At 28.7% G+C, this 21,088-nt stretch carries 24 protein-coding genes and 1 pseudogene; 3 read left to right on the plus strand and 22 right to left on the minus strand.

Going from position 1 to position 21,088, the window contains the following annotated elements; all coding sequences use genetic code 11:
• Nucleotides 1-22: 22 nt before the first annotated feature.
• From L8W69_RS06300 to L8W69_RS06405, 22 genes and pseudogenes are all read right to left on the minus strand, one after another.
• On the minus strand, nt 23-394 hold the full coding sequence (locus tag L8W69_RS06300; RefSeq protein WP_263666696.1) for a hypothetical protein: 372 nt from the start codon (nt 392-394) through the stop codon (nt 23-25).
• Nucleotides 394-2,139, minus strand: coding sequence for a radical SAM/SPASM domain-containing protein (locus L8W69_RS06305; protein WP_263666698.1), 1,746 nt, complete (start codon nt 2,137-2,139; stop codon nt 394-396). The genes L8W69_RS06300 and L8W69_RS06305 overlap by 1 nt, the downstream gene beginning before the upstream one ends.
• Complete coding sequence (locus L8W69_RS06310; RefSeq protein WP_263666699.1) at nt 2,139-2,774, minus strand: hypothetical protein; 636 nt, start codon at nt 2,772-2,774, stop codon at nt 2,139-2,141. Before L8W69_RS06310 ends, L8W69_RS06305 begins: the two co-directional genes overlap by 1 nt.
• Nucleotides 2,775-2,784: 10 nt before the next feature.
• Nucleotides 2,785-4,851, minus strand: a complete 2,067-nt coding sequence (locus L8W69_RS06315; RefSeq protein WP_263666700.1) for a hypothetical protein — start codon at nt 4,849-4,851, stop codon at nt 2,785-2,787.
• Nucleotide 4,852: 1 nt separating this feature from the next.
• Nucleotides 4,853-5,038 carry a hypothetical protein gene (locus tag L8W69_RS06320; RefSeq protein WP_087685567.1) on the minus strand — a complete coding sequence of 62 codons (186 nt, stop codon included), beginning with the start codon at nt 5,036-5,038 and terminating at the stop codon, nt 4,853-4,855.
• Nucleotides 5,025-5,423, minus strand: a complete 399-nt coding sequence (locus L8W69_RS06325) for a hypothetical protein (protein WP_039625773.1) — start codon at nt 5,421-5,423, stop codon at nt 5,025-5,027. The genes L8W69_RS06320 and L8W69_RS06325 overlap by 14 nt, the downstream gene beginning before the upstream one ends.
• Nucleotides 5,420-6,436 (minus strand): DUF5309 domain-containing protein, encoded by a 1,017-nt coding sequence (locus L8W69_RS06330; RefSeq protein WP_263666701.1) that lies wholly within the window; start codon nt 6,434-6,436, stop codon nt 5,420-5,422. Before L8W69_RS06330 ends, L8W69_RS06325 begins: the two co-directional genes overlap by 4 nt.
• An 88-nt stretch (nt 6,437-6,524) precedes the next feature.
• Nucleotides 6,525-7,742 (minus strand): hypothetical protein, encoded by a 1,218-nt coding sequence (locus L8W69_RS06335; protein ID WP_263666761.1) that lies wholly within the window; start codon nt 7,740-7,742, stop codon nt 6,525-6,527.
• A 141-nt stretch (nt 7,743-7,883) separates the two neighbouring features.
• Nucleotides 7,884-10,169, minus strand: a pseudogene (locus L8W69_RS06340) (hypothetical protein); the annotation flags it as partial.
• 728 nt (nt 10,170-10,897) lie between these two features.
• The gene (locus L8W69_RS06345) at nt 10,898-11,923 is read right to left on the minus strand and encodes a hypothetical protein (RefSeq protein WP_257402304.1); all 1,026 of its coding nucleotides are present in this window, start codon (nt 11,921-11,923) and stop codon (nt 10,898-10,900) included.
• Between the two features lie 63 nt (nt 11,924-11,986).
• On the minus strand, nt 11,987-12,346 hold the full coding sequence (locus L8W69_RS06350; protein WP_039625757.1) for a hypothetical protein: 360 nt from the start codon (nt 12,344-12,346) through the stop codon (nt 11,987-11,989).
• 13 nt (nt 12,347-12,359) lie between these two features.
• Entirely contained in the window at nt 12,360-13,001 is a 642-nt protein-coding gene (locus L8W69_RS06355; protein WP_263666702.1) for a hypothetical protein, read from the minus strand.
• Complete coding sequence (locus tag L8W69_RS06360) at nt 12,991-13,197, minus strand: hypothetical protein (protein WP_047208152.1); 207 nt, start codon at nt 13,195-13,197, stop codon at nt 12,991-12,993. Before L8W69_RS06360 ends, L8W69_RS06355 begins: the two co-directional genes overlap by 11 nt.
• Nucleotides 13,194-14,690, minus strand: a complete 1,497-nt coding sequence (locus L8W69_RS06365) for a hypothetical protein (protein WP_263666703.1) — start codon at nt 14,688-14,690, stop codon at nt 13,194-13,196. Before L8W69_RS06365 ends, L8W69_RS06360 begins: the two co-directional genes overlap by 4 nt.
• Nucleotides 14,680-14,943, minus strand: coding sequence for a hypothetical protein (locus L8W69_RS06370; protein WP_039625751.1), 264 nt, complete (start codon nt 14,941-14,943; stop codon nt 14,680-14,682). The genes L8W69_RS06365 and L8W69_RS06370 overlap by 11 nt, the downstream gene beginning before the upstream one ends.
• Entirely contained in the window at nt 14,933-16,225 is a 1,293-nt protein-coding gene (locus L8W69_RS06375; RefSeq protein ID WP_257402308.1) for a terminase large subunit domain-containing protein, read from the minus strand. Before L8W69_RS06375 ends, L8W69_RS06370 begins: the two co-directional genes overlap by 11 nt.
• Nucleotides 16,216-16,593: a DNA-packaging protein gene (locus L8W69_RS06380; protein WP_257402309.1), complete on the minus strand. Its 378-nt coding sequence runs from the start codon at nt 16,591-16,593 to the stop codon at nt 16,216-16,218. The genes L8W69_RS06375 and L8W69_RS06380 overlap by 10 nt, the downstream gene beginning before the upstream one ends.
• On the minus strand, nt 16,583-16,969 hold the full coding sequence (locus tag L8W69_RS06385) for a RusA family crossover junction endodeoxyribonuclease (protein WP_263666704.1): 387 nt from the start codon (nt 16,967-16,969) through the stop codon (nt 16,583-16,585). The genes L8W69_RS06380 and L8W69_RS06385 overlap by 11 nt, the downstream gene beginning before the upstream one ends.
• Nucleotides 16,966-17,631: a hypothetical protein gene (locus tag L8W69_RS06390; RefSeq protein WP_263666705.1), complete on the minus strand. Its 666-nt coding sequence runs from the start codon at nt 17,629-17,631 to the stop codon at nt 16,966-16,968. The genes L8W69_RS06385 and L8W69_RS06390 overlap by 4 nt, the downstream gene beginning before the upstream one ends.
• Before the next feature lie 7 nt (nt 17,632-17,638).
• Nucleotides 17,639-18,631 (minus strand): hypothetical protein, encoded by a 993-nt coding sequence (locus tag L8W69_RS06395; protein WP_263666707.1) that lies wholly within the window; start codon nt 18,629-18,631, stop codon nt 17,639-17,641.
• A gap of 213 nt (nt 18,632-18,844) precedes the next feature.
• Nucleotides 18,845-18,982, minus strand: a complete 138-nt coding sequence (locus tag L8W69_RS06400; RefSeq protein ID WP_263666709.1) for a hypothetical protein — start codon at nt 18,980-18,982, stop codon at nt 18,845-18,847.
• Entirely contained in the window at nt 18,979-19,200 is a 222-nt protein-coding gene (locus L8W69_RS06405) for a hypothetical protein (RefSeq protein ID WP_220701497.1), read from the minus strand. Before L8W69_RS06405 ends, L8W69_RS06400 begins: the two co-directional genes overlap by 4 nt.
• A 149-nt stretch (nt 19,201-19,349) precedes the next feature.
• On the opposite strand from L8W69_RS06405, the gene L8W69_RS06410 reads away from it, so the two are divergent.
• Genes L8W69_RS06410 through L8W69_RS06420 form a run of 3 tightly spaced genes read left to right on the plus strand, consistent with a single transcriptional unit; the run spans nt 19,350 to nt 21,084 of the window.
• Complete coding sequence (locus tag L8W69_RS06410; RefSeq protein ID WP_263666711.1) at nt 19,350-20,051, plus strand: XRE family transcriptional regulator; 702 nt, start codon at nt 19,350-19,352, stop codon at nt 20,049-20,051.
• Nucleotides 20,048-20,455 (plus strand): hypothetical protein, encoded by a 408-nt coding sequence (locus L8W69_RS06415; protein ID WP_263666712.1) that lies wholly within the window; start codon nt 20,048-20,050, stop codon nt 20,453-20,455. The genes L8W69_RS06410 and L8W69_RS06415 overlap by 4 nt, the downstream gene beginning before the upstream one ends.
• Nucleotides 20,437-21,084 (plus strand): hypothetical protein, encoded by a 648-nt coding sequence (locus tag L8W69_RS06420; protein WP_257939470.1) that lies wholly within the window; start codon nt 20,437-20,439, stop codon nt 21,082-21,084. The genes L8W69_RS06415 and L8W69_RS06420 overlap by 19 nt, the downstream gene beginning before the upstream one ends.
• Nucleotides 21,085-21,088: the final 4 nt, after the last annotated feature.

Raw genomic sequence — 21,088 nt, forward strand, 5'->3', positions numbered from 1 at the left:
GCCAAAAGGTTTAACTATAACTCTATGCATTATTATTTCCTTTATAAATCTTAGATAATTCATTGTTTCTAATATGTGAGATATGGCTTAGCTTTATATTCATATCCTTAATATCATCTTCAATTTCCAACAATTTCTCATGTGTTTTTTGACAATGACTTTCTATAAATTTCACTAAAATCTCACTTGAAGCTTTTGAAATGTTGATTTGTTCGCTAATTAATTTATTTGTTTCTTTTGATAACAAAATTAGCTCTTTTACTTTTTCTTGATTTTCATGATTTATTTTTTTATATAAATTTATTACTATATAAGCCAAAACTATAACAATAACACCTAGTAAAGCAGGAGTGCTAAGCTGAGCTAATTCAATTCCTTGTTGAGTGTAATTCATCATTCCTCCCAAATAAATTCAAGTCTCAAAAAAGGTAAGTTAATAGCTTGTATGTGATAAAAAGCATTCTTTGCGTGTTTTTCATAGTGATATTCACGCATAGCTTTTGTAGTAAAAAAGATAAAATTTCTTTCATCCTTTTTATAGTTTTTTACATTAGCTCTTAGAAAATAAGAAATATCATAGATGAAATATCCTTCTAATTCTTTAGCTTCATGTGTTAACTTATTCCAATAAACATACTCAGTAGCAATGTGTGGTATTTTTAATCTTTGTTCTTCGCCATATCTTTGTTTATCTCCGCCAATTAAGGCCATCCATACAAAATTATCAATTGCTTCTTTAGAATTAATAAAAAATGCATCTTTTTTGATGAAAAGTTTAATTTCATCATTTTTATTAAGTTTTTTTAAAGAGCAAATATCATCAAGCTCTAAATCAAGCTCAAGTAATTTATCATTAATGCTTAGATAAAAATTACTTTTATCATAGACTTGTTTTAAAATTTCATCTCTTGCTATGATATTTTCTAAAGAATTTTTTCTTTCATATATTTCAGAGCTTAATGTAGGAAGTCTTTTATCAAGATGTTTATATATTTGATTAGCTCTTAAAAAAGTATCTATTTCCATTCTAGCTTTTTGTTTATCAGCTTTGAAAAAATCAGGATTGTTTTTATAAATTTCTTTTTGCAAAGCACAAGTGTAGGATTTTTTAAGTCCTGTATCTTTTCTTTCTATCACGCAACTTGCTTTGCAATAATGAAAATAATCACATTCTAAACAATCTTTACTAAGTTCTAAAGAATTTTCTAATAATTGAATGTTTTTATAAGCATTAAACTCTATTTCTTTAAAACTTTGATTTAAAATATTTCCACTTTTTAATTCTTTCAAAGCTTGCGATCTATGACAAATGAAACTATCGCCATTTTTTTGAATTAAAAGATGATTAGAACAATTTATGCTGTTATTGCAATATCCACCCAAAAACTCTTTAAACCAAAAATGCTCTAGTGCAAAAGCATATTTACTATCTTTTAGCTTTTCTCTTAAGCCTTTATAAAAATTTAACATAGCTTCATCACTAGCCATAGCAAATTCTTTATTTGCATTAGCACTTTGATAAGCAAACATAATATAAAAATCATTTGCCATATCAAAACCTAAGCCTTCAAGCATATAAATATCTTTTATAAACTCATCTACATTTAAATGCTCACTAGTCATAGTCGCTGATATTTGCTTAAAATATGGATAAGTGCTTAAAAGTTCTATCATTTTTAAGGTTTTTTCTAAAGTGCTTTTTCCATTTTTCAATACTCTATATTTTTCATGCATTCTTAAAGGCAAATCCACACTAGCACTAATGCCAACTTGATATTTTTTAAAAAGCTCATAGAATTTATCTAGATTGTAAAGATTAGTTTTTAAATGGACTAAATGATTGATTGTTTTTTCTTTTTCAAAAAGTTTAATATAATGCTTATTTTCTTTAAAATAATCATCAATCGCACTTAATAAATCTTCACTATCTTTTAATGAGCAAGTACTAAATTCAGCTCCATGTAAAAACACTTCTGTGATAATCACTCCATCATCTTTTAATTTTTTAGCTATTTTTTTAAATTGCTCTGCCATATCACTTGTTTTTTCTTTTTGCTCTGTTAATTTTCCAAGATAACAATAATTACATGCAAAATTACAATATGAATTTGGCACAAAAGTTAAACTTTTTCCTATCATTAAAAACCCTTTGCTTTCTTAAAAAGTTCATCTACTTCATCATCACTTAATTTTGCTTGTTGTTGAAAAAATAAAATAAGCTCGTTATTTCTTTCAAATTCTGTTGCATATTCCCAGCTTATTTGAGTTGCCTTAGGAGCACTTTGCATCATAGTTTCTATTGTCTCTAAAAGTCCTACTTCTAAAAGCGCTAATTTAGCTTGTCTTATACTTATCTTTCTTGGCACTCCTTTTTCATCATAATCACTCATTCTTTCTTGCATTAAAGGATGATTGTTAATGAGTGCATCAACTTCTTCTTTTAAAATACTTTGTGCTATTTCTTTTAAACTAGGGATATTAACTTGTTCTTTATCTACCTTTGTGTAGCAAGGTAAAATTTCATCTTCATTCATTTCTTCTATGGGTTTATGCCCCCAAGTTAAAGTATAAATTTGATGCAAGAAAAAATCATATTTATCATCATCTTTTTTTTCTAAGCATTTTTGCAATGAAGCCTTACTTTCGTTTAAGTGTTTGGCTTTGTTGATGCTTTTTTGATCACTAGTGTCATCTAGTGCTAAAAGCTTTTGTTCTATTCTAGCTATAGTAGTTTCAAGTTCTAAAAAATCATTTGCATTTAGATTATAAAACATAGTATTTCCTTTAAAAGTTATTGCCACTAGATGATGGAGCGTAAGTAGAATAAGTTATTGATCCACAAGATTTTCCATTTATATAAAAAGTTGTTGTTTTGTAATAACGACTTGTTGTTGTACTTAAAGTTAATTTTGCTTCTTTAGTTCCAATTAGGTTAGTAAGCTTGGTTTCTAAAGCTTTATCTAAATTAGCAGCAGTGCCTTTTGCTTCTTTAGCATTAATCAAATTAGTAAGTTCTGTTTTTAATGCATCTGTTAGTGATTTTGCTACACCTGTGTTTTCTTTTTTATTAATAAGTGTTGTTAATTCTTGTTTTAATTTAGCATCTAAAGAAGATGCTACGCCGCTGTTTTCTTTAGTTTCTACATTTTCTAAAAGCTCTTCTTTTGTTTGTTCTATTTTTTGAGTATTTGCATTAATAGCGTTTTCTAGCATATCAATCTTAGCATCTTTGTTTACCTTGTCAAACTCTAAAGCCTCAACCCTAGGTTTCAAATTTACAACGTCTTCTTTTATACTCACTATATCATAATCAATAGCCTTTGCATCTATCTCTTCCAAACACTCATCTTTTTTTGCATCAAGTTCGACTTTACATTCTTCTTTTTTTACATCAAGTTCTTGTTTATATTCTTCTTTTTGAGTATGTAAATTTTGCAAATGATTATTTACAAAAACATCAAATTCATTTTTATACCCTTGATAAGTAGTGATAAAAATTTGAGTTAAATTATCAATCAAAGTTTTTGATGTTTCTATATATTCTCTAAAATTACTTTCTCTTTCTTCTATATTGGAAACTATACCTGTTGCATCATCGCACATTTTTTGATAAATATCATCCATAGCTTCGATAGTGCTATCACGCAAAGCTTTTAATTCTGTCTCATAGATTAACTTGTCATTGCCTAGCTCTTTTTTAGCAACTTCGGCTAGTCTCCCCAAATCTTCATTAGCTATTAAAGCTCTTTGATTAAACCTATCATAACTTTGCTCAAAATGTATTTTATATCCTTCACATTTTGCAACAAGCTCATCAAATTTAACAATAGCTTCATTTTTTGCTGTTTCTATGGATGAGATTACTTGTTCACCTTTTGCTTCTAAAGCTTCGTGTAAACCTTGTGCTTTATTTTCTAAATCACTTTCTAAATTCGCAATTTGTTCTTTGAAATTTTTTATAAGCTCTGAATATGATTTAATGTCGTTTTCAAATTCTTTGTATAAAGCAATAACTTCTTTTAACTCTTCTAAACTCTCTTTGGTTTCTAGTAAAAGATTATAAGCTTGTATTATTTCTTTATACTTTATGCCAACATCATATTTTATTTCCTCCAATTTTTTGACACTATCTATCATTTCTTGATTTAATCTTTGATTTTCAAAAAAGATAGTATTTATTTTATTTTTTATAATTTCGCTTGCATCTAAAACTACTTTACTAGCTTGCGATGAAAGCTCGTTTACTTCTTTTTTTATCTGCAAAAGCTCTGGCTTTAGTCCCCTAAGCTCATCAGCACTATAGTTTAACTCTTGCACCAAATCTTTACAATGTTCTAATTCTCTTAAAATATCATCTTTTATTTTTGAGCTTAATTCAAAATATTCTTTTGATAATTTTGTATTATTTGTAGCTTCTGTGATAATGGCTTCTAGATCTATCTTCATACTTTCATATTTAGATAAATCATCTTTTAAGCTTTCAAATACAGGTTTATTTTCTTCTATAAAGCCTTTTATAAGCTCAAGTTCTTCTTTAGAACTTGAAAAATCATTATAAGCTTGCTCTATAAAACTAAAACGCTCTTGCATAATGCTAAATTTTTCATTAACACTAGAAAATTTAGTATCAAAATCTTTTTTATTTTCGCTAAAACTAGTATACATTGTTGAAACTTCTTGTTTTAGTTCTAGTGTTTGTTTATGTAAAGAATTTACGCTCTCTTTTAAACCGACAATTTCATCAAGTCTTGTATTGTCTAAAGCTCTAGCTATAGTATCAATTCTTAATAAAATTTGATTAATTAATTCTAGCTTTTCTTTACCTGTTTTCAATTCAGCTAAACTTACCATTTTACTCCCCTGTATAAAAATCGCTATCTTTTATTCTTCTTTGGCAAAATAACAACAAATCATCCATTGCTTCAAGCCATTTTTTAGTATCCAAATAAGCTATAAAATCTAAGTTTGTAATACTTTTTTCATAATCATCATAACTCTTTGCTCTGATAAATTTTTTATATGTATCACAAGTGTGCATTTTCAAGCTCCTTTCCATCGTTACTAATATAATCATTGATAATTTCATTGCAAAGCTTTAAATACATCACATTTTCGCCTTTGCTCATCAAAAAACATACATAATTAATAACAGCGTAGCAAAGGCTTTCATCTATCATTAAATGTTCTTGTTCATCTTCAAAATTTGGCTCATCAGGGACTATCAAAAATGCATTGTTTCTAGTGTTTCTTAAGACCACTTGGTCATCTTCTCTTATGGTTTTAGTGAGTACGCTAGGCTCGCATTTACCACAAATATAATAAAAAGCCTCCATAATATAGGCTTTTATAAATTTATCATCAACACTAGTTCTTTCTTTGGACATTTTCTTTAAGATAATATCCCTAACTAATACACTTTTCATTTTTTAAGCTTTAAAGCTCCACCTTCTACGCCACTAAGCCCAACACCTATAGCAAATGCATCAGCATTTCTTACTTCTAATGTGCTTTGAGTGTAAATTCTTTTTGCTTTTGCTGTTGCATCAGTAGGTACATCTTCAATAAAAGTGGAAATATAAAGCCCGTGTTTCATAAACTCAAAATCACCCGCTATTAAAACATCGCCTAAACCATATTTAGGGCTTAATAGTCTATGTAAGTGAAAATTGATTGTTCCAAAATCTGTCTCAAGGCTCATAACATTTCCAACTAGATTTTTCTCATTTCCAAAAATCCTAGTAGCGAGTTTATTAATAGCCGGTTTTAAACTAGCCCCTAAAAATACATCTTTAGGTGTAGCACCACTATCCCAAATGCTTTGTAAAATTTGACTTAATTTATCTTCAGTAAGCAAGCTAGGAGTTCCGCTCCAATCTTTTGCTTCATCAAATGCTAATACATTGCCTCTTTTTCCACCACTAAAGCTTGTTTCTCCTTTTGCTATATAGTGAAACAATCCCGCCATTTCTCCACTTACGCCATCTTGCGCTTGAATATAATCTTTAAACACTGATTTTTTAACATCACTATCACGACCTAATCCAAATAAAGCATATTCCATATCTCTTTTATGCTCTTTTGTCTTTTTACCAACTTGATACTCCATCTCATTGCCACCATATTGTTTAGCTTTCATTAAAGCTGTGGTAACTGAAATTTCTGTAATAAAAATTTGTGTTGCATTAGATGTTTTTTGAGTTGTGTTTTTTGTTTCGCCATTAAATTTACTTAATTCCGAATTAGCATTCTTCTTTGGGTCTGCTAATGTGTCTGTAAGCCAAGAATGCAACAGTGGGCTTGTAACACTTGATGTGCCTATTTTGTTTAAAAGTGGTGTCTCGCTTGCACCTATTTGTATAATCTTTTCATATACGCTAGGTTTTAATTTAACATTTTGTGTTGCTGGTGGGGTAAAGTCCATAGATGACAAAGCCATTTTAAAATCTCCTTTGATATTTTTTGGAGATTTTGACAAAAATGGCTATTTCAAAACTAGTATATTTTGAAATAAATTAAAAAATATTTTATTTTTTCATATTATTTTTAATCTTTTTAGTATATTTATCCATAAACTCCTTCCTAGCTTCTTTATCCTCTTTCAACTGAACAAGTATACTTTTTTTATGATTAGATGTTTGCTTTGATATAGTATCTATTGCCTTAGACAACATTTCTTGATATTTGACCGAATTTGATATATTTGTATTTAGCATATTATTTATAATATCATAATTACTCAATTTTACATCCTCAAATAAAGAGTGTGTATTATTTTCATTTATAAATTCAATCGCATTTTTTATTTTTATTTCAAATGCTTCACTAGGATTACTTAAAGTATCATTATATTTTATAATAAAGCCCAAAATATCAGCTTGTAAGTCCTTGTGTGTTGGTATAAAACTATCCTCAAGTTTAAGACTAGGTTGGGCATATTTTGATAAGATTTCATAAAGCTCACTAGAACTTTTATATGCATTACTTTGGTTCATACTCTCTATGGCTCTTTTAAAAAGACTAAAAAAATCTTCATTGTTATTCAATATTTTGTTTTCGTTAAGAGACTGCTTCAAGTGCAATAAATTTAATGCGTTGTTATTCAATATTCTACTAAATTCGCTATCTCCGCCACTTCTTCTCTCCCAAGCTAGCAAAGCATTAGAAATATCAGGCATCATATAGTCTAATAACGCCCTCTTACTTTCCAAGACATCTTTTGAACCCAAAAATAACATTAATTCTTTATCACTATTTATCTTTGCTTTTTCTATATTTTTTAATTTATCTTTATATTTTGCTCCTAAAGCTTGCAATTTTTCACTTTCATCACTAAGCCTTCCATCATTAGACAATTTAGAAAGCCTTATGATGGTTTCATCATCACTCTTGTCTAAAATTCTAACTATCATGGCATTTTTCTCATCAAAACCACTAAAAACATCTCTTCCAAAAACTTTTTTAGCTTGATTTATGTATCTATTTAAGTTATCACCCTTTAAATCTTTTATAGCAGTGCTTCTATGATTTCCTGCTATAACCAGACCATCTTTAGTAATAGTAGGTAAGCCATCAAAATTAGAGCTTTCCTTAAAATGCTCTCTTTCGTTAAATTGTTCTCTTATGTTGTTTATAGTTGAATTAGAGTGTCTATTTCTAAACTGGTTTAAACTTCTCGTTAATGATGTTTTAAGGTCTTTTTTGTTTACTACGGCAAAAACAACATCTTCATCTACATTGAGCAAATCATCTAATATATATCCTTTTTTTATGCTTTTATAGTTTATTTCTTTTGGCTTTTGAGCTTTAAAAATTTCTAATTTATCTTGTAGTCTTTTGATATCTAATAAATCTGTTTTGCTTGTATATAAATCAAAAATATCAAACTTTTTACCATTTTTACTAGCAAAAAAATCATGTATAGATTTTTTTTGCCTGTTCTTATTGTCCTTTAATTTCTCAATTAAGTTTTCTTTAGGCTTATCTTGGGTAGAATTAAAAATATTTGGTAGCCCATTCAATGTATTATCATTTTTGCTACCTGGTTGGATGAAAGTTTGGATAATGCCAACATTTTCCTTAGTATTTTTTTTACTAACTTTTTCAAGTCTTGTTAAATCTTTTTCTTTAACTTTTGTCACATGTCTAACTTCTCCAGTATCTTTGTTTATACCAAGCTTTCCTAGTTTATTATCATTTAATCTTTTTACTATTAAAGCTATATCCATTCTATTGTTTTTATAAAAAAATGTAGGATTTTCTTTAATTTCTTTTATAAGTTTAAATACATCACTAGGCTTTTTAAACATCTCTTTATGTTTGCTAGCTAAATATTCTAAGTCAGCTACAATCTCATCATTCGTAAGCTTTGCTAAATTTCTAACATTTGGAGAGACACTCATTTTTATATTTAAATCACTTTTAGCATACCTAGGATTAGGCTTGTCCATATAAAAATTATCGCCTTTGATAAGCCCTTCTTTTATTAGTGCATCTTTTAATATTTTATTTTGCTCTTTATCTACTTTAATATAATTATCCAAAGCATCTTTAAAGATTTTACTTTGTTCTGGACTTGATATTTTTATGTTTTTGAGATTTTTTATAATTTGCTTGTTGGTTTTAGCAAGTCTTAATGCATCTAATATTTGATTTCTTAACGCTTGCTCCTTAGCACTCTTCATAAAAGGCGCTAAAGCATGTATTCTAGCAAAAACACCGCTTATTAATATTCTATCAAAAACACCACTTATTGTTGTAGCCATTGCAGAATTTGTTTTTTTGCCACTACTAGCTAAAGCCGTCATTATTAAGTCTTTATTGTTTTGATAAATTTTTGCATAAACATTTACTACTTCTTTTGCATATTTTAAGTCTTTACTTACAAATTCTACATTATCCATATCTTTTGCCAGGCTCTTAAAATCATATCCTATATCTTCAATTCTATGTTTTGCTAGTAATGCATTAAAAACATGTTTTTCATTTGCTTTTCGCTCTGCTTCATTCATACCTTCAAAAGCTCTTTTTAAATCCTTATCTTCATTGATATTTCTAGCACCATTAGCTATTCTTTGTGCGAGCGCTTCGGGCGTTTCTTGGTCTTTTATTTTTCCTAGATAACTATTATTAAAATTTTCTTTTAACGCATAGTTTTTATTAGCATCTTCTAAAATCTTCCTTGCTAGTTCTTTATCACTTGCATTTTTTATCATAGTTTCATCTAAAGTATCTTTTACTAGTCTATAAGCTTCTTTAGTATTATATGTCTTGTTTCCTGTGGCTAATTGCTTATTTATAGCACTTCTTAAGTTAAATATTTGCTCAGCACTTAAGTCTTTATCAATAGCATCTTCTAGAAAGCTACTAATATTTGTTTTTATATCTTGCTCTAAAAAATTGTTGTTTTTAAACTCTTCAATCTTTGCTAAATCTTCTTTGCTTAACCTTATTGAGCCGTTGTTAAGCTCATCTATACTTTTTATAGCTTGAGCATATTCATTATTAATTCTTTTTTTATAAGAGCTATTATTTTTTTGCCAAGCCTTAACATCAAACTCCCCACTTAAACCAGTTTTATTCTTAAACATCTCATCTTGTTCTTTAACTATGTTTAAAAAAGAAATGCTAGCATCTTTATCAGCTTTTAAAACATCATCTAAAAAACTACCTATTTCAGGATACGCTTGTGCTGCTTTTAGTAGTATTTCTCTTCTTTGTGTAGTGGGGTAACCCGACAAAGCATTAGAAATATTTTTTAAAATAGCACTTGTTCTTTTAGCACTATCTTGTATAAATTGCGGATTGTTTTTGTTAAGTCCTTGCTCAACAAGGTTTTTTAATATTTCTATTGTAGGTTTTCCATTTTCTAAGTATATTGGGTTTTCTTTTAATATTAATTCATCAATTTGGGCTTTATTTTCCACATTTTTTGTAAGATTGTTAAAAATTGTTTCAGCATTTTGCAAGCCACCATCACTAAACTTGCCAACTATGGGAATATCTTTTTGACTGATTTTATCAATAACTCTATTTCCCTTAAGGGCTATCCCATCTATCATATCTTTGCCAACAGCTGACCCTGTTTTTATACCATCTTTAACTCCTAAAAATGAGTTTTTAACACCACTTAAAGCCTTAGCACCACCTAAAACAGCCAAATCTCCACCAACATTTAAAAGCCCTGCAGTTGCACTATTTGCCAATCTATCATTAAAACTTGGCTCTTTGTTAAATAAAGCAGCATTTCTAGTATAGTCAATATCACTCCCTAACATAGCTCCAATAGTTCCAGCTGTAATCTCATCGGCATACTTTTTAGCACCAGGAAAAGCTTTTAAAATAGGCTTAAATTTACTACCAACTAAACCGCCAGCAAGAGAGCCACCTACTTCAAAAGCATTAGTTTTAACTCCACGCCAAAGGTCCATAAATACATTATCATCAAGCTCTTGGGTTTCTCCAGTATTTGATACAAAATATCTTCTATTATATTCATCTTTACCTATAAAACCCACACCCATTTTCTTTAGCTCTTGGTTCATTGATTTCAATACTTCTTCTTGGGCTTTAGCTCTTGCTCTCTGCGCTTCTTCATCACCCAATAAAGATTTAGCAAAATTATAATTTCCCAAAGAACCACTAGCATTTGATAGTGTTTGCATAATATTTGATTTTATGTTTTTACTTCCATCTTTGTAAATGTTTTCCATAAAAAAAGGCGTGTTTTTATAGACTTCTTCCTTATGTTTATCAATATCCATTCGTTCTATATCATCAGTGCTTTCTTCTTTTAGTCTATTTAGATAATTAATTACTTTTTTATTATCTTCTAAATCAGCTAAGGCGTTTATTGCATATTGATTTTTTAATTCTTGTGCTTGTTCTAGTGTTATCTCTCTCATTCAAAAACTCCCATTTGTTTTAATTCAGCATAACTTGCTTCGTAAAATTTTCCATCTTTTTCTACTAAATAAGTACCATCAACTAATGGAGTGATTATAGGTTGATTGCTATGTTCTTGTGATATATCTACTATTTTTCCAGGATTATTTGGAGTAATACCAAGCCATTTTTTAGTCTCTAGTAATTCTTCATCTATTTTTTTTACATAATTTTTATATTCAGCTATTGCTTCTCTTCTTAACACTGGGTGATTATAAATGCTTGGTTTTAATAGTTTTTCACGTGTTTTATCATAAGCTGCTTTTTTAAGTGTATCTGCTTGAGCTGATTTAAGTTTATAAAATCTATCTAATGGAATTTGATCTCTTATAAATGAAAAACTAGGCAATCCATGAATTCTTTCTATATCTTCTTGTTGCTTGTTTGTAACTTGTGAACCATATTTTGCCCTTGCAAAATCTAACATAGCTTCATTATGCGCGTTATAAAACATTTTGCTATATGTATCTCTATTTTCCTTTCCCGCATAAAAGCCATCTACAAATGTATCTAAAAAACCAATTTCTTTTTTTGGGTTTTTCATTTTTTGCATTAAGTTTTTTTCATTACTAGAAAGCAAATAGGGTTTTTCTATACCAGTATTGTCTTTTAACATACCTTCTATTTCATCTTCGCTAGGCTCTAAAAAACCATATTTTGATTTAAAATTTAATTCATTAGAAAGCTTTAGCTGATTTAATTTTTGCAGTTCTAAATTATTCTTTATTCTATCTTGCTCCATAGCATACTCAAAAGCTCTTTCCTTTTGCAATAAATTATTATTTAAAAAAGCATTATTAATCTCATTTTGTTCTTGTCGAGCTTTTAATTCTTCATCTCTTTGCGCCAAAAGTCTTCTTTTGTTTTCTTCTTCTCTATATTGTTTCATACTATCGTATAAAACTCCACCTACTTTTCCTGCATTTTGAATTACACCAAGACTTGGGTTAAATACTACTTGCTGTGGGTTATAATATGCCATTTTTCAACCTTTATTTGATATCTAAAATAAAGGATTTAAGGTAACCCCTTAAATCCATAAACTTTAACTAGCCCAAACTTCTTTTAAGTTATTTTCTCTATTTTGTCTTCTTCTAAGCTCCTCTTGTGCTAAGTATTTGTTAAAATTGTAAGCATCTTTTTGAAGCTCAAAATTCTTTTTTGCCATTTTCTGCTCTTCATATCCGCCCCAAAGTCCTCCGGCAAGCCCACCAAGATCTATAAGCCTATCAAAATTAGTTCTTGCTCCATTTTTTGCTATTTCTTTATTCCCCCATTTACTAAAATTATCAAAACCTTTGCTTAGAAAATCAGTAAATGAAAAACTATCAACCTTTGGAGCCTGAGCCTTAACTAAGTTTTTTGAAAAATCAAAACCATTATTCATTAATGCTGCGTAATTCATTAAATACCCCTCTTTAAACTAAAGATAATAATTCTTTTCCTAAATCAATATTAGAAATATCATCACCTTTTTTTATTTTTGAGTTAAAATCACTCTCGCCACCTGCGTAATTTGATCTAGGTAGGCTCTCATCTGCCTTTTTACCAATATCTTTTTTATAAACCATAGCCAAAAGTGTTCTCCAGCTTTGTAAATCTCCACTTGCTAATCCACCAAGTTTGTTTGCTAATTCTCCCATAGTTTTTAAGTCAGCATTTGGATACTCTTTTCTAATTGTTCTTTCAACCTCCATGTATTTAGCACGCAAGCTTTCTTCCTCATCTTTTTGCTTAGCTTTTGCTTCTAATTCATCTAGTTTTTTAAGCCTTTCATCAATTCCATCAAGCCCTAATTGCTTTAAATACTCTTTCCTTTCTTCTTCTTCTTTACTTGGCTTATTTTTATTATTAAGTAGTGCTAAGCTTTCTTTTAAGGTTTTAATTTCATTTGCTTGCTCTTTTAAAAGTTTAGATAAATCTTGATTATTTTGTTCATCTTGTTCTACTTGCTCTACTTCTTGTCCTTCCTCTTTGTTTTGAATGGTTTCTTCATTGTCATTAAGTGAGTTTAAAAGTTCATTTAAAGCATCATTTTCATTCATTTGTTCATTCATCATCTTCTTCCTTTAGTAAATTTATTATCGTGTCTAAAAAAGCCATTTGCTCTAAAGCTTTTAGCCTATACTCTGCTGTTTGTTGTTGGTTTTTTGCCATTGCAAAACATTCTTGGTATTTTTTATCTATAAAATCAACTAGCCTCTTACCTCCTTTTGTTTGTTGTATATCAAAATTTAAATCCAATAAAATCTTCATTGCATACCCTTGTTGAAAGCAAATAAAGAATTGACATTTTTTATCCCCAAAATAGGTAAAAGTTCTTTAACTAACTCTTCATTAGCTTTAACAATTCCATATGCACTTTGCATATCCCCTATACTCATATACATTTGATAAAGTTGTGAAAATACTTGCATACTTGCTTGAAGTCCTGCTCTTCTAACTTCTTTATTCATAGCTCCAGTACCTGTTTGTATATTAAATCTAAAACTAGGTATATCCTCTCTTGTAAACCCATTAAAAAATTCATCATTTCCATACTTAAATACTAGTTTTGCAAATCTATCAAACAAAGGCTCTACAAAAGTCTCATTATATGATCTAATATAATCTGCACTTCTTCGACCACCTTCTTGTGCTTTTATGCTAATTTCAGTAGCAGTTTCATTTTGTGCAGTTTGCGCGCCGTTATTTTGTGGGCTAACACCAGTAACCTCTGTGATTTCACTCTCTAAGAGTTCTAAATTAACTCCCGAGCTACTTATATTCGGTGTTGGCAAAAAACCAACACTTGAAGGCTCTGTAAGATATATTGGCTTGCCAACAGTCTCTAAGTCTTCTCTTGAAACTCCGGCAGATTTTTGAAGTATTATTTTTGGGTTTAATGCACTTCTCATTGCATCTATTAAAAGATTTCTTGTGATATTTATTTCTTTTTGCAAAGACAATGCACTTGACATAACAGGTTCGCCATAAGCACACACATATTCTTCATTGTCTATTGTTTTTAATTGTGGAAGCATTGACCCCCAAACAAAAGGCTGTCCATCTTCTAAAACCACATCATCGCGCAACAATTCCTCTTCTAAAAGTGTTGAAACAACCCATTTATCATCATCTTTTTTCACATAAATATCATATAACTTAACCTTTTTAAACTCTTCATTTTTGTCAAAATGCGCATCTATATTTGTCTTTTGATAAAATCCTAATTTTTGCCTTTGCTTAATTTGTGCATGTGAAAGATAAATCTCATTTACGATAAAACTAATATCATCATTATTTAAAGCATTTGGATCAAAATAAACCTCATCTATACCAACTCTTTCAATACGAGGCATACCCTTGTGCCAAGTTACTTTTGCTATTGATGTTCCTGTTGTTAAAACATCTAAAAATAAAGGCTGAAAGAGCTTAAACAAATTAATTTCTCCTGTATAAAAATCTAAAGCTCTTTGCCACATAGCTATAATTTGCTCATCTGAATTAATATAACTTTCAATATCTGCCATTCTCTCACTGTTAAAATACACATCATTTAAAGCAGTTATTAAATATTTAATTTTTGCATTAATCTTTGGTATAAAGATGCAAGATTTGTTTCTTTTTTCATAAATTTCTTTTTTTTCATTTTTTAATAAATATGCATCTTGCAAGGCAGAAAAATAAGGCTTGTATTTTTCATAAGCATTTTTACTTTCACTTATAAGTTTTACTAAATATGTAATTTTTTCTTCTTTATTTTTCATTATTAATTCTCCATATGGTAACTTTACTAAGCTTTGTTAGCTTAGCAATATCATCATCACTCACACCTTTTTCTTTTAAAATTTTCACCATTTCTCTCTTGTATTGCTTTTTAGAAATATTTCTAAAACCCCCAAAAAGATCTAATATCCACTTAGCCAAAATTATTTTTATAACATCATCTTCTTTCTTAGCTAACTCTTTAATTTTAAGCGGATCTATATTCTCATATACCATTAAAAACTCACCAGCCATCATAACTCCAATCTTCACTAGTATTGTTTTTTGGGTGCAATTTTTCAAAGAAAGTTAAAGCTAAAGCATCACTAGTATCAGGGCTTTTTCCGTAATCTTTTTTTATCTGTTCTTTTGCCTTTATCTTTAAAAGCCCCTTATCAGAATACTCATATTCAATCATGCGTAAATCTTTTTTTAGCTCATCATCTTTGATAATTTGCATATGTTTTATGTTTTTAGCCAAAGTAAAATACATTTGCGCTCTTTTGTTTAAGTATTCATTGCTAGTTGCAGAATTTGCAGAATTTGCCTCAAATACAGGCAAGCCATAATCACTCAATATATCATATACACCAACTCCAAGCCCACAAGTATCTATAAAAATACCTCGTGGCTTTTCCTTGTCTTTATTAAATTCTGCTAAAACAACATTTGCTAAAGCACTAATACTAAGCCCACTATATTTTTTAATCTCATCTACAACAAAACCTTTTCTTTTGACCAAAACGCTCTTATCATCTCCATATCTTGCTACATCAAGTCCCCATATATTGTCTCCTTGCATTTTTTGCATATCAAAACTAACAACATTCATACTTTTTTCAATATCACTTAAAGCAAAAAGTTCTGCACTAGAGTTATCTATAAAGTCTCCATAAATTTCTTGTTTAACTACTTCACTATCTTCTCCGCCTACTTCTTCGATTAGCTCTTTGATTTGATCTTTACTCAAAAAAGGATTATCATAACTTGAGAACTGAAAATGTTTCCAATTTTCATCACTTAATTCTTTTTTACAAAGCTCATAAAAAAGATTTTTTCCTTTAGGAACTCCACCTATAATCGCTCTTGATTTAGGATTATCAAGCAACATAGGGCGTATGGCGTTGTACCAAAGATACTCCCCTTTAGAGCCTTTTAAGATAATTCCTGCTTCGTTTAAAATTACCAAATCATAGCCAAAGCCTTCTATATTTTCAGGTCTTTCAGCACTTCTCATATGAAGCACAGCATTATTTAAAATGAGTTTTTTATCTTGAACGCTCCAAGAATAAAATTCTTTTGGGAGTTTTTTTAGCTCAGGCATAAAGTAAAGCTCGAAATAATTCTGTAAGTTGCTTTGAACCGTGTCAACCCAAAGAACATTTAACCCCATTAAAAGATTTTCTATTACATATTTTGCACTTCCTCTTGTAAAACCCAATCTTCTCCCCTTTGCTACAGTTATGAAGCGTGGATTTTTATCATCAAAAACTTTAAGTTGTGCCGGAGTGTAAGAAAAATCAAGTTTTAATTGCATTTAACTTCACTTCTTATGATTTCTATTTTTTGAACACTATCACTAACCACTTCTTGTTTATCTACATAGCCATGATTGTTTTTAAGCAAAAACATGCTTATGCTAGGAGTGTAAGTGCCTATCAAAGAATGATCTATTATAGAGCTAGCGCATCTTTGTTTAGCTATTTGAATTATTTCTCCAAATTCTGCATCTTTCTCCCAAATACTAAGAGTTTTTGTCGTAACACCTAAAAATACAGCTAGACTTTCTATTGTCTTTGGCGCATAAATAGTTTTTTCTTTTGTTTCAGCAAGTGGTGTATTTGTAGCAAAAAACTCATCAACTTTTTGCTCTAACTCATCTTTTGTTAATACTTTATTGCTCATAAGATAATCCTTCCTTAAAATCATATTGGCTAATTTCTAAATCCAAAAAAGCCTTTTTAAAAGCAACAATTTCATATTTCCCTTTTAACACATTCTTATCATTTTCAAATAGTGCATCCAATACAGCCTTTACGATATTATCTGCATCACCATGCTTTTTATTGTTAAAACCTATTTTTAAAGAAAACTCGTATTGCTTTTTAGAGTCAAAAGCTTGATTAGGGCTTATTCCATTTTGCTTCCTAAACTCAATTTGCAAGTATTTTTTAAAATCTAAATACTTAAGATAGTCCTTGCAAACAAACTTAGCCCTTTGAGTTGTTCTTTTATAAGGCACAGGGTTGTTTTTAAGCTCTAATTTTAAAGAATAGCTCATCGTATTACCTTTTCTTTATTTTTGCTTAAATAATTAAAATTGGTGCTGGTTTTTTCTTTTAGTTTTTGAGAAAACTTTTCCAAATTTTGCAAGTGCAATATTTTTTCTTCTTCTTTTGTTTTTTGATGGCAAAGTTCTGTTTTTAATTCTATCTTTTGAATATCCAAGCTCAAATCTTTACCAACTCTATGCTGATTTTTAAACATGAAGTCTATAAGCGCCTCTTTAAAATACCCATCTTCCACCAAAGACCCATCGTGATATGTTAATTCTTTAAAGCCATTTATACATATTAAACAATCATTTGAACTATTTTCAAGTTTTACTTTATTTTTGAAACTATCATAAGCAAAATATTCATATGTAAAATCATTTTTATATAATCTAAAAAAAGCTCTTGACTTGTAATTTCTAAAAAGCCATTTTAAAAAACTTTCTTTATTCTCAAATCGTTCTTTAAACTCAAGTTGTGCTATCTTGCAAACAATTCTAAGTTTTTCATAAGTAGAACCGATGATTTTTTCACTCATACATGTCTCAAAATAATAATCTAAAAAAACATGTATATCTTTGACATCTTTTAAATATCTGCCCACTATATCCACCGCTTGAGCTTGATTAAGCTCTAACAAATTCATTAAAATTTTAACATTTTCTTTCATTTCACCCTCAACTAATACTTACTACATCAATATATTTTTGTTCTTGACTATCTTCAAATCCATAATAATCCATCAAAGAGCTCACCACACAAGCTTCAGCCTCTTTTTTTCTAACTTTAAAAGCATTTTTTCTTAATGCATTTTCCTTTGCATATTTGAGCCAAGTATGTAAGCTACCAGCAACAGAAGCCATTTTTTTGTTGCCTCTCTTCCACTGCCTAACATCCCAATACTCTATAAAGTCTTCAGCCAAACTCTCATCAAAGCAAGTATTGTGTTTTTGATTAAAGTTATTAATCTGCTCCATTAGATCATCTACACTAGGTTTTTTAAATTTACCCATGCTAAACTCCTGTGTTTTTAAAGCTCCAAAATCAACAACAAAAAAAGTTCGCGTAGCGTTATTATTTTTATTTGTATTCTCTTTATTTTCTAAATTTTCTAAATTTATAAATTTATTATTATTTATATTTATATTTATATTATTTTCTTTATACGCGTGCGTGCGTGTTTCTATATATAGGGAATTTTCATTTTTTTCTTTTTCCGTATTCAAATTTCCGACTACGGAAGAAGTATTATTTTTAAATATTTTGCTTGGTTTTTTATCAGCACTTTTAAGCTTATATTCAGTTTTGTTAAAATGCTTAATTATTTCATTGTTTTCATCTTTTAAAATCCACTCATAATTAAATCTATGATGATTTGTTTTTTTAATTTGAAGTAGATTAAAATTGATTAATTCATCTTTAGCAAGTCTTAATCTTTGCAAGCTTATTCTTGTATCTTTTTTGATTAAAATAAGTTCTCTTAAGTAAATTTCACTTACTAAAGTTTTTTCACTCATTCTCTTAAGCTGTAAGTAAAGAGCCAAAGCATCCATACTTAAGCCACCATAAAAAATCGTATTAGCTACTTTTGTAAAACCTCTTCTAGCTCTAAGTGGCTTTTTATCTCCTAAAGCCACTTCTAAACTAGCTTTAAAATGCGGTATACTCATCATTTTTCCTTAATTTATTTCCTCTTGGCTGATTTATATTTATCTTTGAACTTTTGATGTAAAAAATGAGACAAAAAATAAATAAAAACTCCGATTAAAATCCTATACTAAGACCCGAAAGCAAGTAGTTAATCACACTCATAAAACATCCTTAATTTTGTTAAAATTCTAATGTGACAATTAAATGCCACCAGCAACCACAATCGGTTTAACTTAAATGCTATTTTCATAAAAAGCATTCAGCATTTTTAAAATCTTAGCTTGGTCACCTAAGTTATGCTTTCTCATGATTAAAAGTATTTCTTTTAAATCCATAGAAATATCTTCAATTCTTTTGTTTTGCTCTTTCACTCACACTCCTTTTTTGGTTTTCTTCCTCTTTTTGGTATATTTGTAAGATTAGAACGCACATCTACCCAAAACTCATGTGGAATTCCATATAACCTTTTAAACTCTATTTGTTTTTTAAAAGATACTCTTCTCTTATTTATTTTTATATCTCGAGTCATGCTTTCAGAATAATGCTTTTTTAAAATTTTTGTTATTTTGTAATAATCGATTTTTTTCATATCGTAAGAATACATTATGTAATCTTAAAATTATTTTAAATATTAAGGTTAAGTATGCTTTTTGTATTTACAAAATATGATACAATTTGTATAAAAAATAATACTTATTGTCGATATTTTTGTTTTAATTTTATAGATTAGGTAAAGATATGAAAAATGTAGATACTAAAAAATTACAGGACTTACTATACTCCAAATTTTCCAACTATCAAGACTTTATACAAGCATGTTCTAAAAAAGGATACAACCCTTCACTATCTACGGTAAAATCATGGTTTAATAATAATCTGCAAGGCACAAGAAGCCCGAGTATTAATAAGTTACCTATAATAGCAGAGATTTTAAATGTTCCAATTGAAGAGTTGTTATCCTTTACCTCAACAAATAAAAACTACAATCAAATCGAATTTAAATACTATCCTGATGTTTCTGCTTCAGCTGGATATGGAGTTTTAGCACAAGATATAAATTATACTAGTATTTGTGTTGATGGAAGTTTTCTAAAAGAGATTTTAGACATTCCTATAAAAAAAAGCTACGATATTATAAAAATAAATGGCGATAGCATGGAGCCACTTTTAACACATGGAGATTTTGTTGTTATTGATAGAAGCAAAAATACTCTTGGTACTATATCGAGTGCTGATATAGTTATTTTTAGACAAGGCGAAGATCTATATTGTAAAAAAATTAAAAAAGAAGCTTTTTGCGATTTTATTTATTTAGTATCTGAAAACAAAGACTATAAAGAAGTTAAAATTAGCGATTTTGCACAGTGTGAAATCATAGGGGTAGTTGTATCAAAAATGACAGTTGAAACCTTTAAAAATTTTATAGAGTTTGTAAGATGAATACAAAAAACATCATAGAAGAAAACAATAAATTTATTAAAAAACAAAGCAACTTAAAAGAAGTATTTTGTGAAGATAAGTTTAATGAGCTAAACTGGCTTCTTTATTCTATTAATATGACAAAAAAAGAAACAATCAGAGCGCAAAAAATAGATAAAGTAAACAAAGTAAACTATTTAACAAAATTTTGTATTAAAGAAGGATTTTCTTTTTATGTAGTAGATATATCGCAAACAAGTATAACCAAGAGTCAAATTAAAATAGCACTACAAAAATTAGAAAAATATGTTACAATATATCAAGGAGTAGATGAGCTAATCATGGAAAAAGATGAAATAGAAAAAACTCAAATATTTTCAAAAAAAACATATGGAAACTTAACAGAATGGCAAAAAGAAAATTGAATTCTAAAAGAAGATTTAGTATTTTTAAAAAAATACTACTAAAAGAAAACAATCAATATTGGCATAATGTTGTATTATTAGAAAAACTTTGGGAAAAGATACCCCAATGCAATACAAATACTTTAGATGCTAATGAAGTATTTGATATTATTAAAAAAGAAAAAATAAAAATAGATATACGCAGTATTTGTAATTTTTTTAAAATAACATTAAATAAAACCAGTGGTAAAAAATTTGTTACTTTCAATGAAAACAATAACTTAATAATAAATTATTGTAATGAGAACGATATATTTTATTTTTTAGGGCATATTTTTCGTAATTTTTTAGATGGAGCGTATTTTAAATATCCTTTTAAGAAACATGCTTGGGATTTAAAATATCGAGAACAAATGGCCAAAAAATTTGCAAAGCAATTAAAATTGTTGCTTAAAGAACACAAATTTGATTCTATCCTTAAACAGTGTTTTGAAATAATAGATAGAGTTAACAAGCATTCTGAAACAATAGATAGAGTTAAAGAATATATTAGTCAAAAAAATAATTCAATCAAAAGACAATATTCTGATATTAATAAAACGCTAAATGAAAACATAAAATACAACAACTGCTTTTATCAAGCAGCTTAAATAC

The organism is Campylobacter sp. CNRCH_2016_3089 (assembly GCF_025772505.1).
GTDB lineage: Bacteria > Campylobacterota > Campylobacteria > Campylobacterales > Campylobacteraceae > Campylobacter_D > Campylobacter_D lari_D.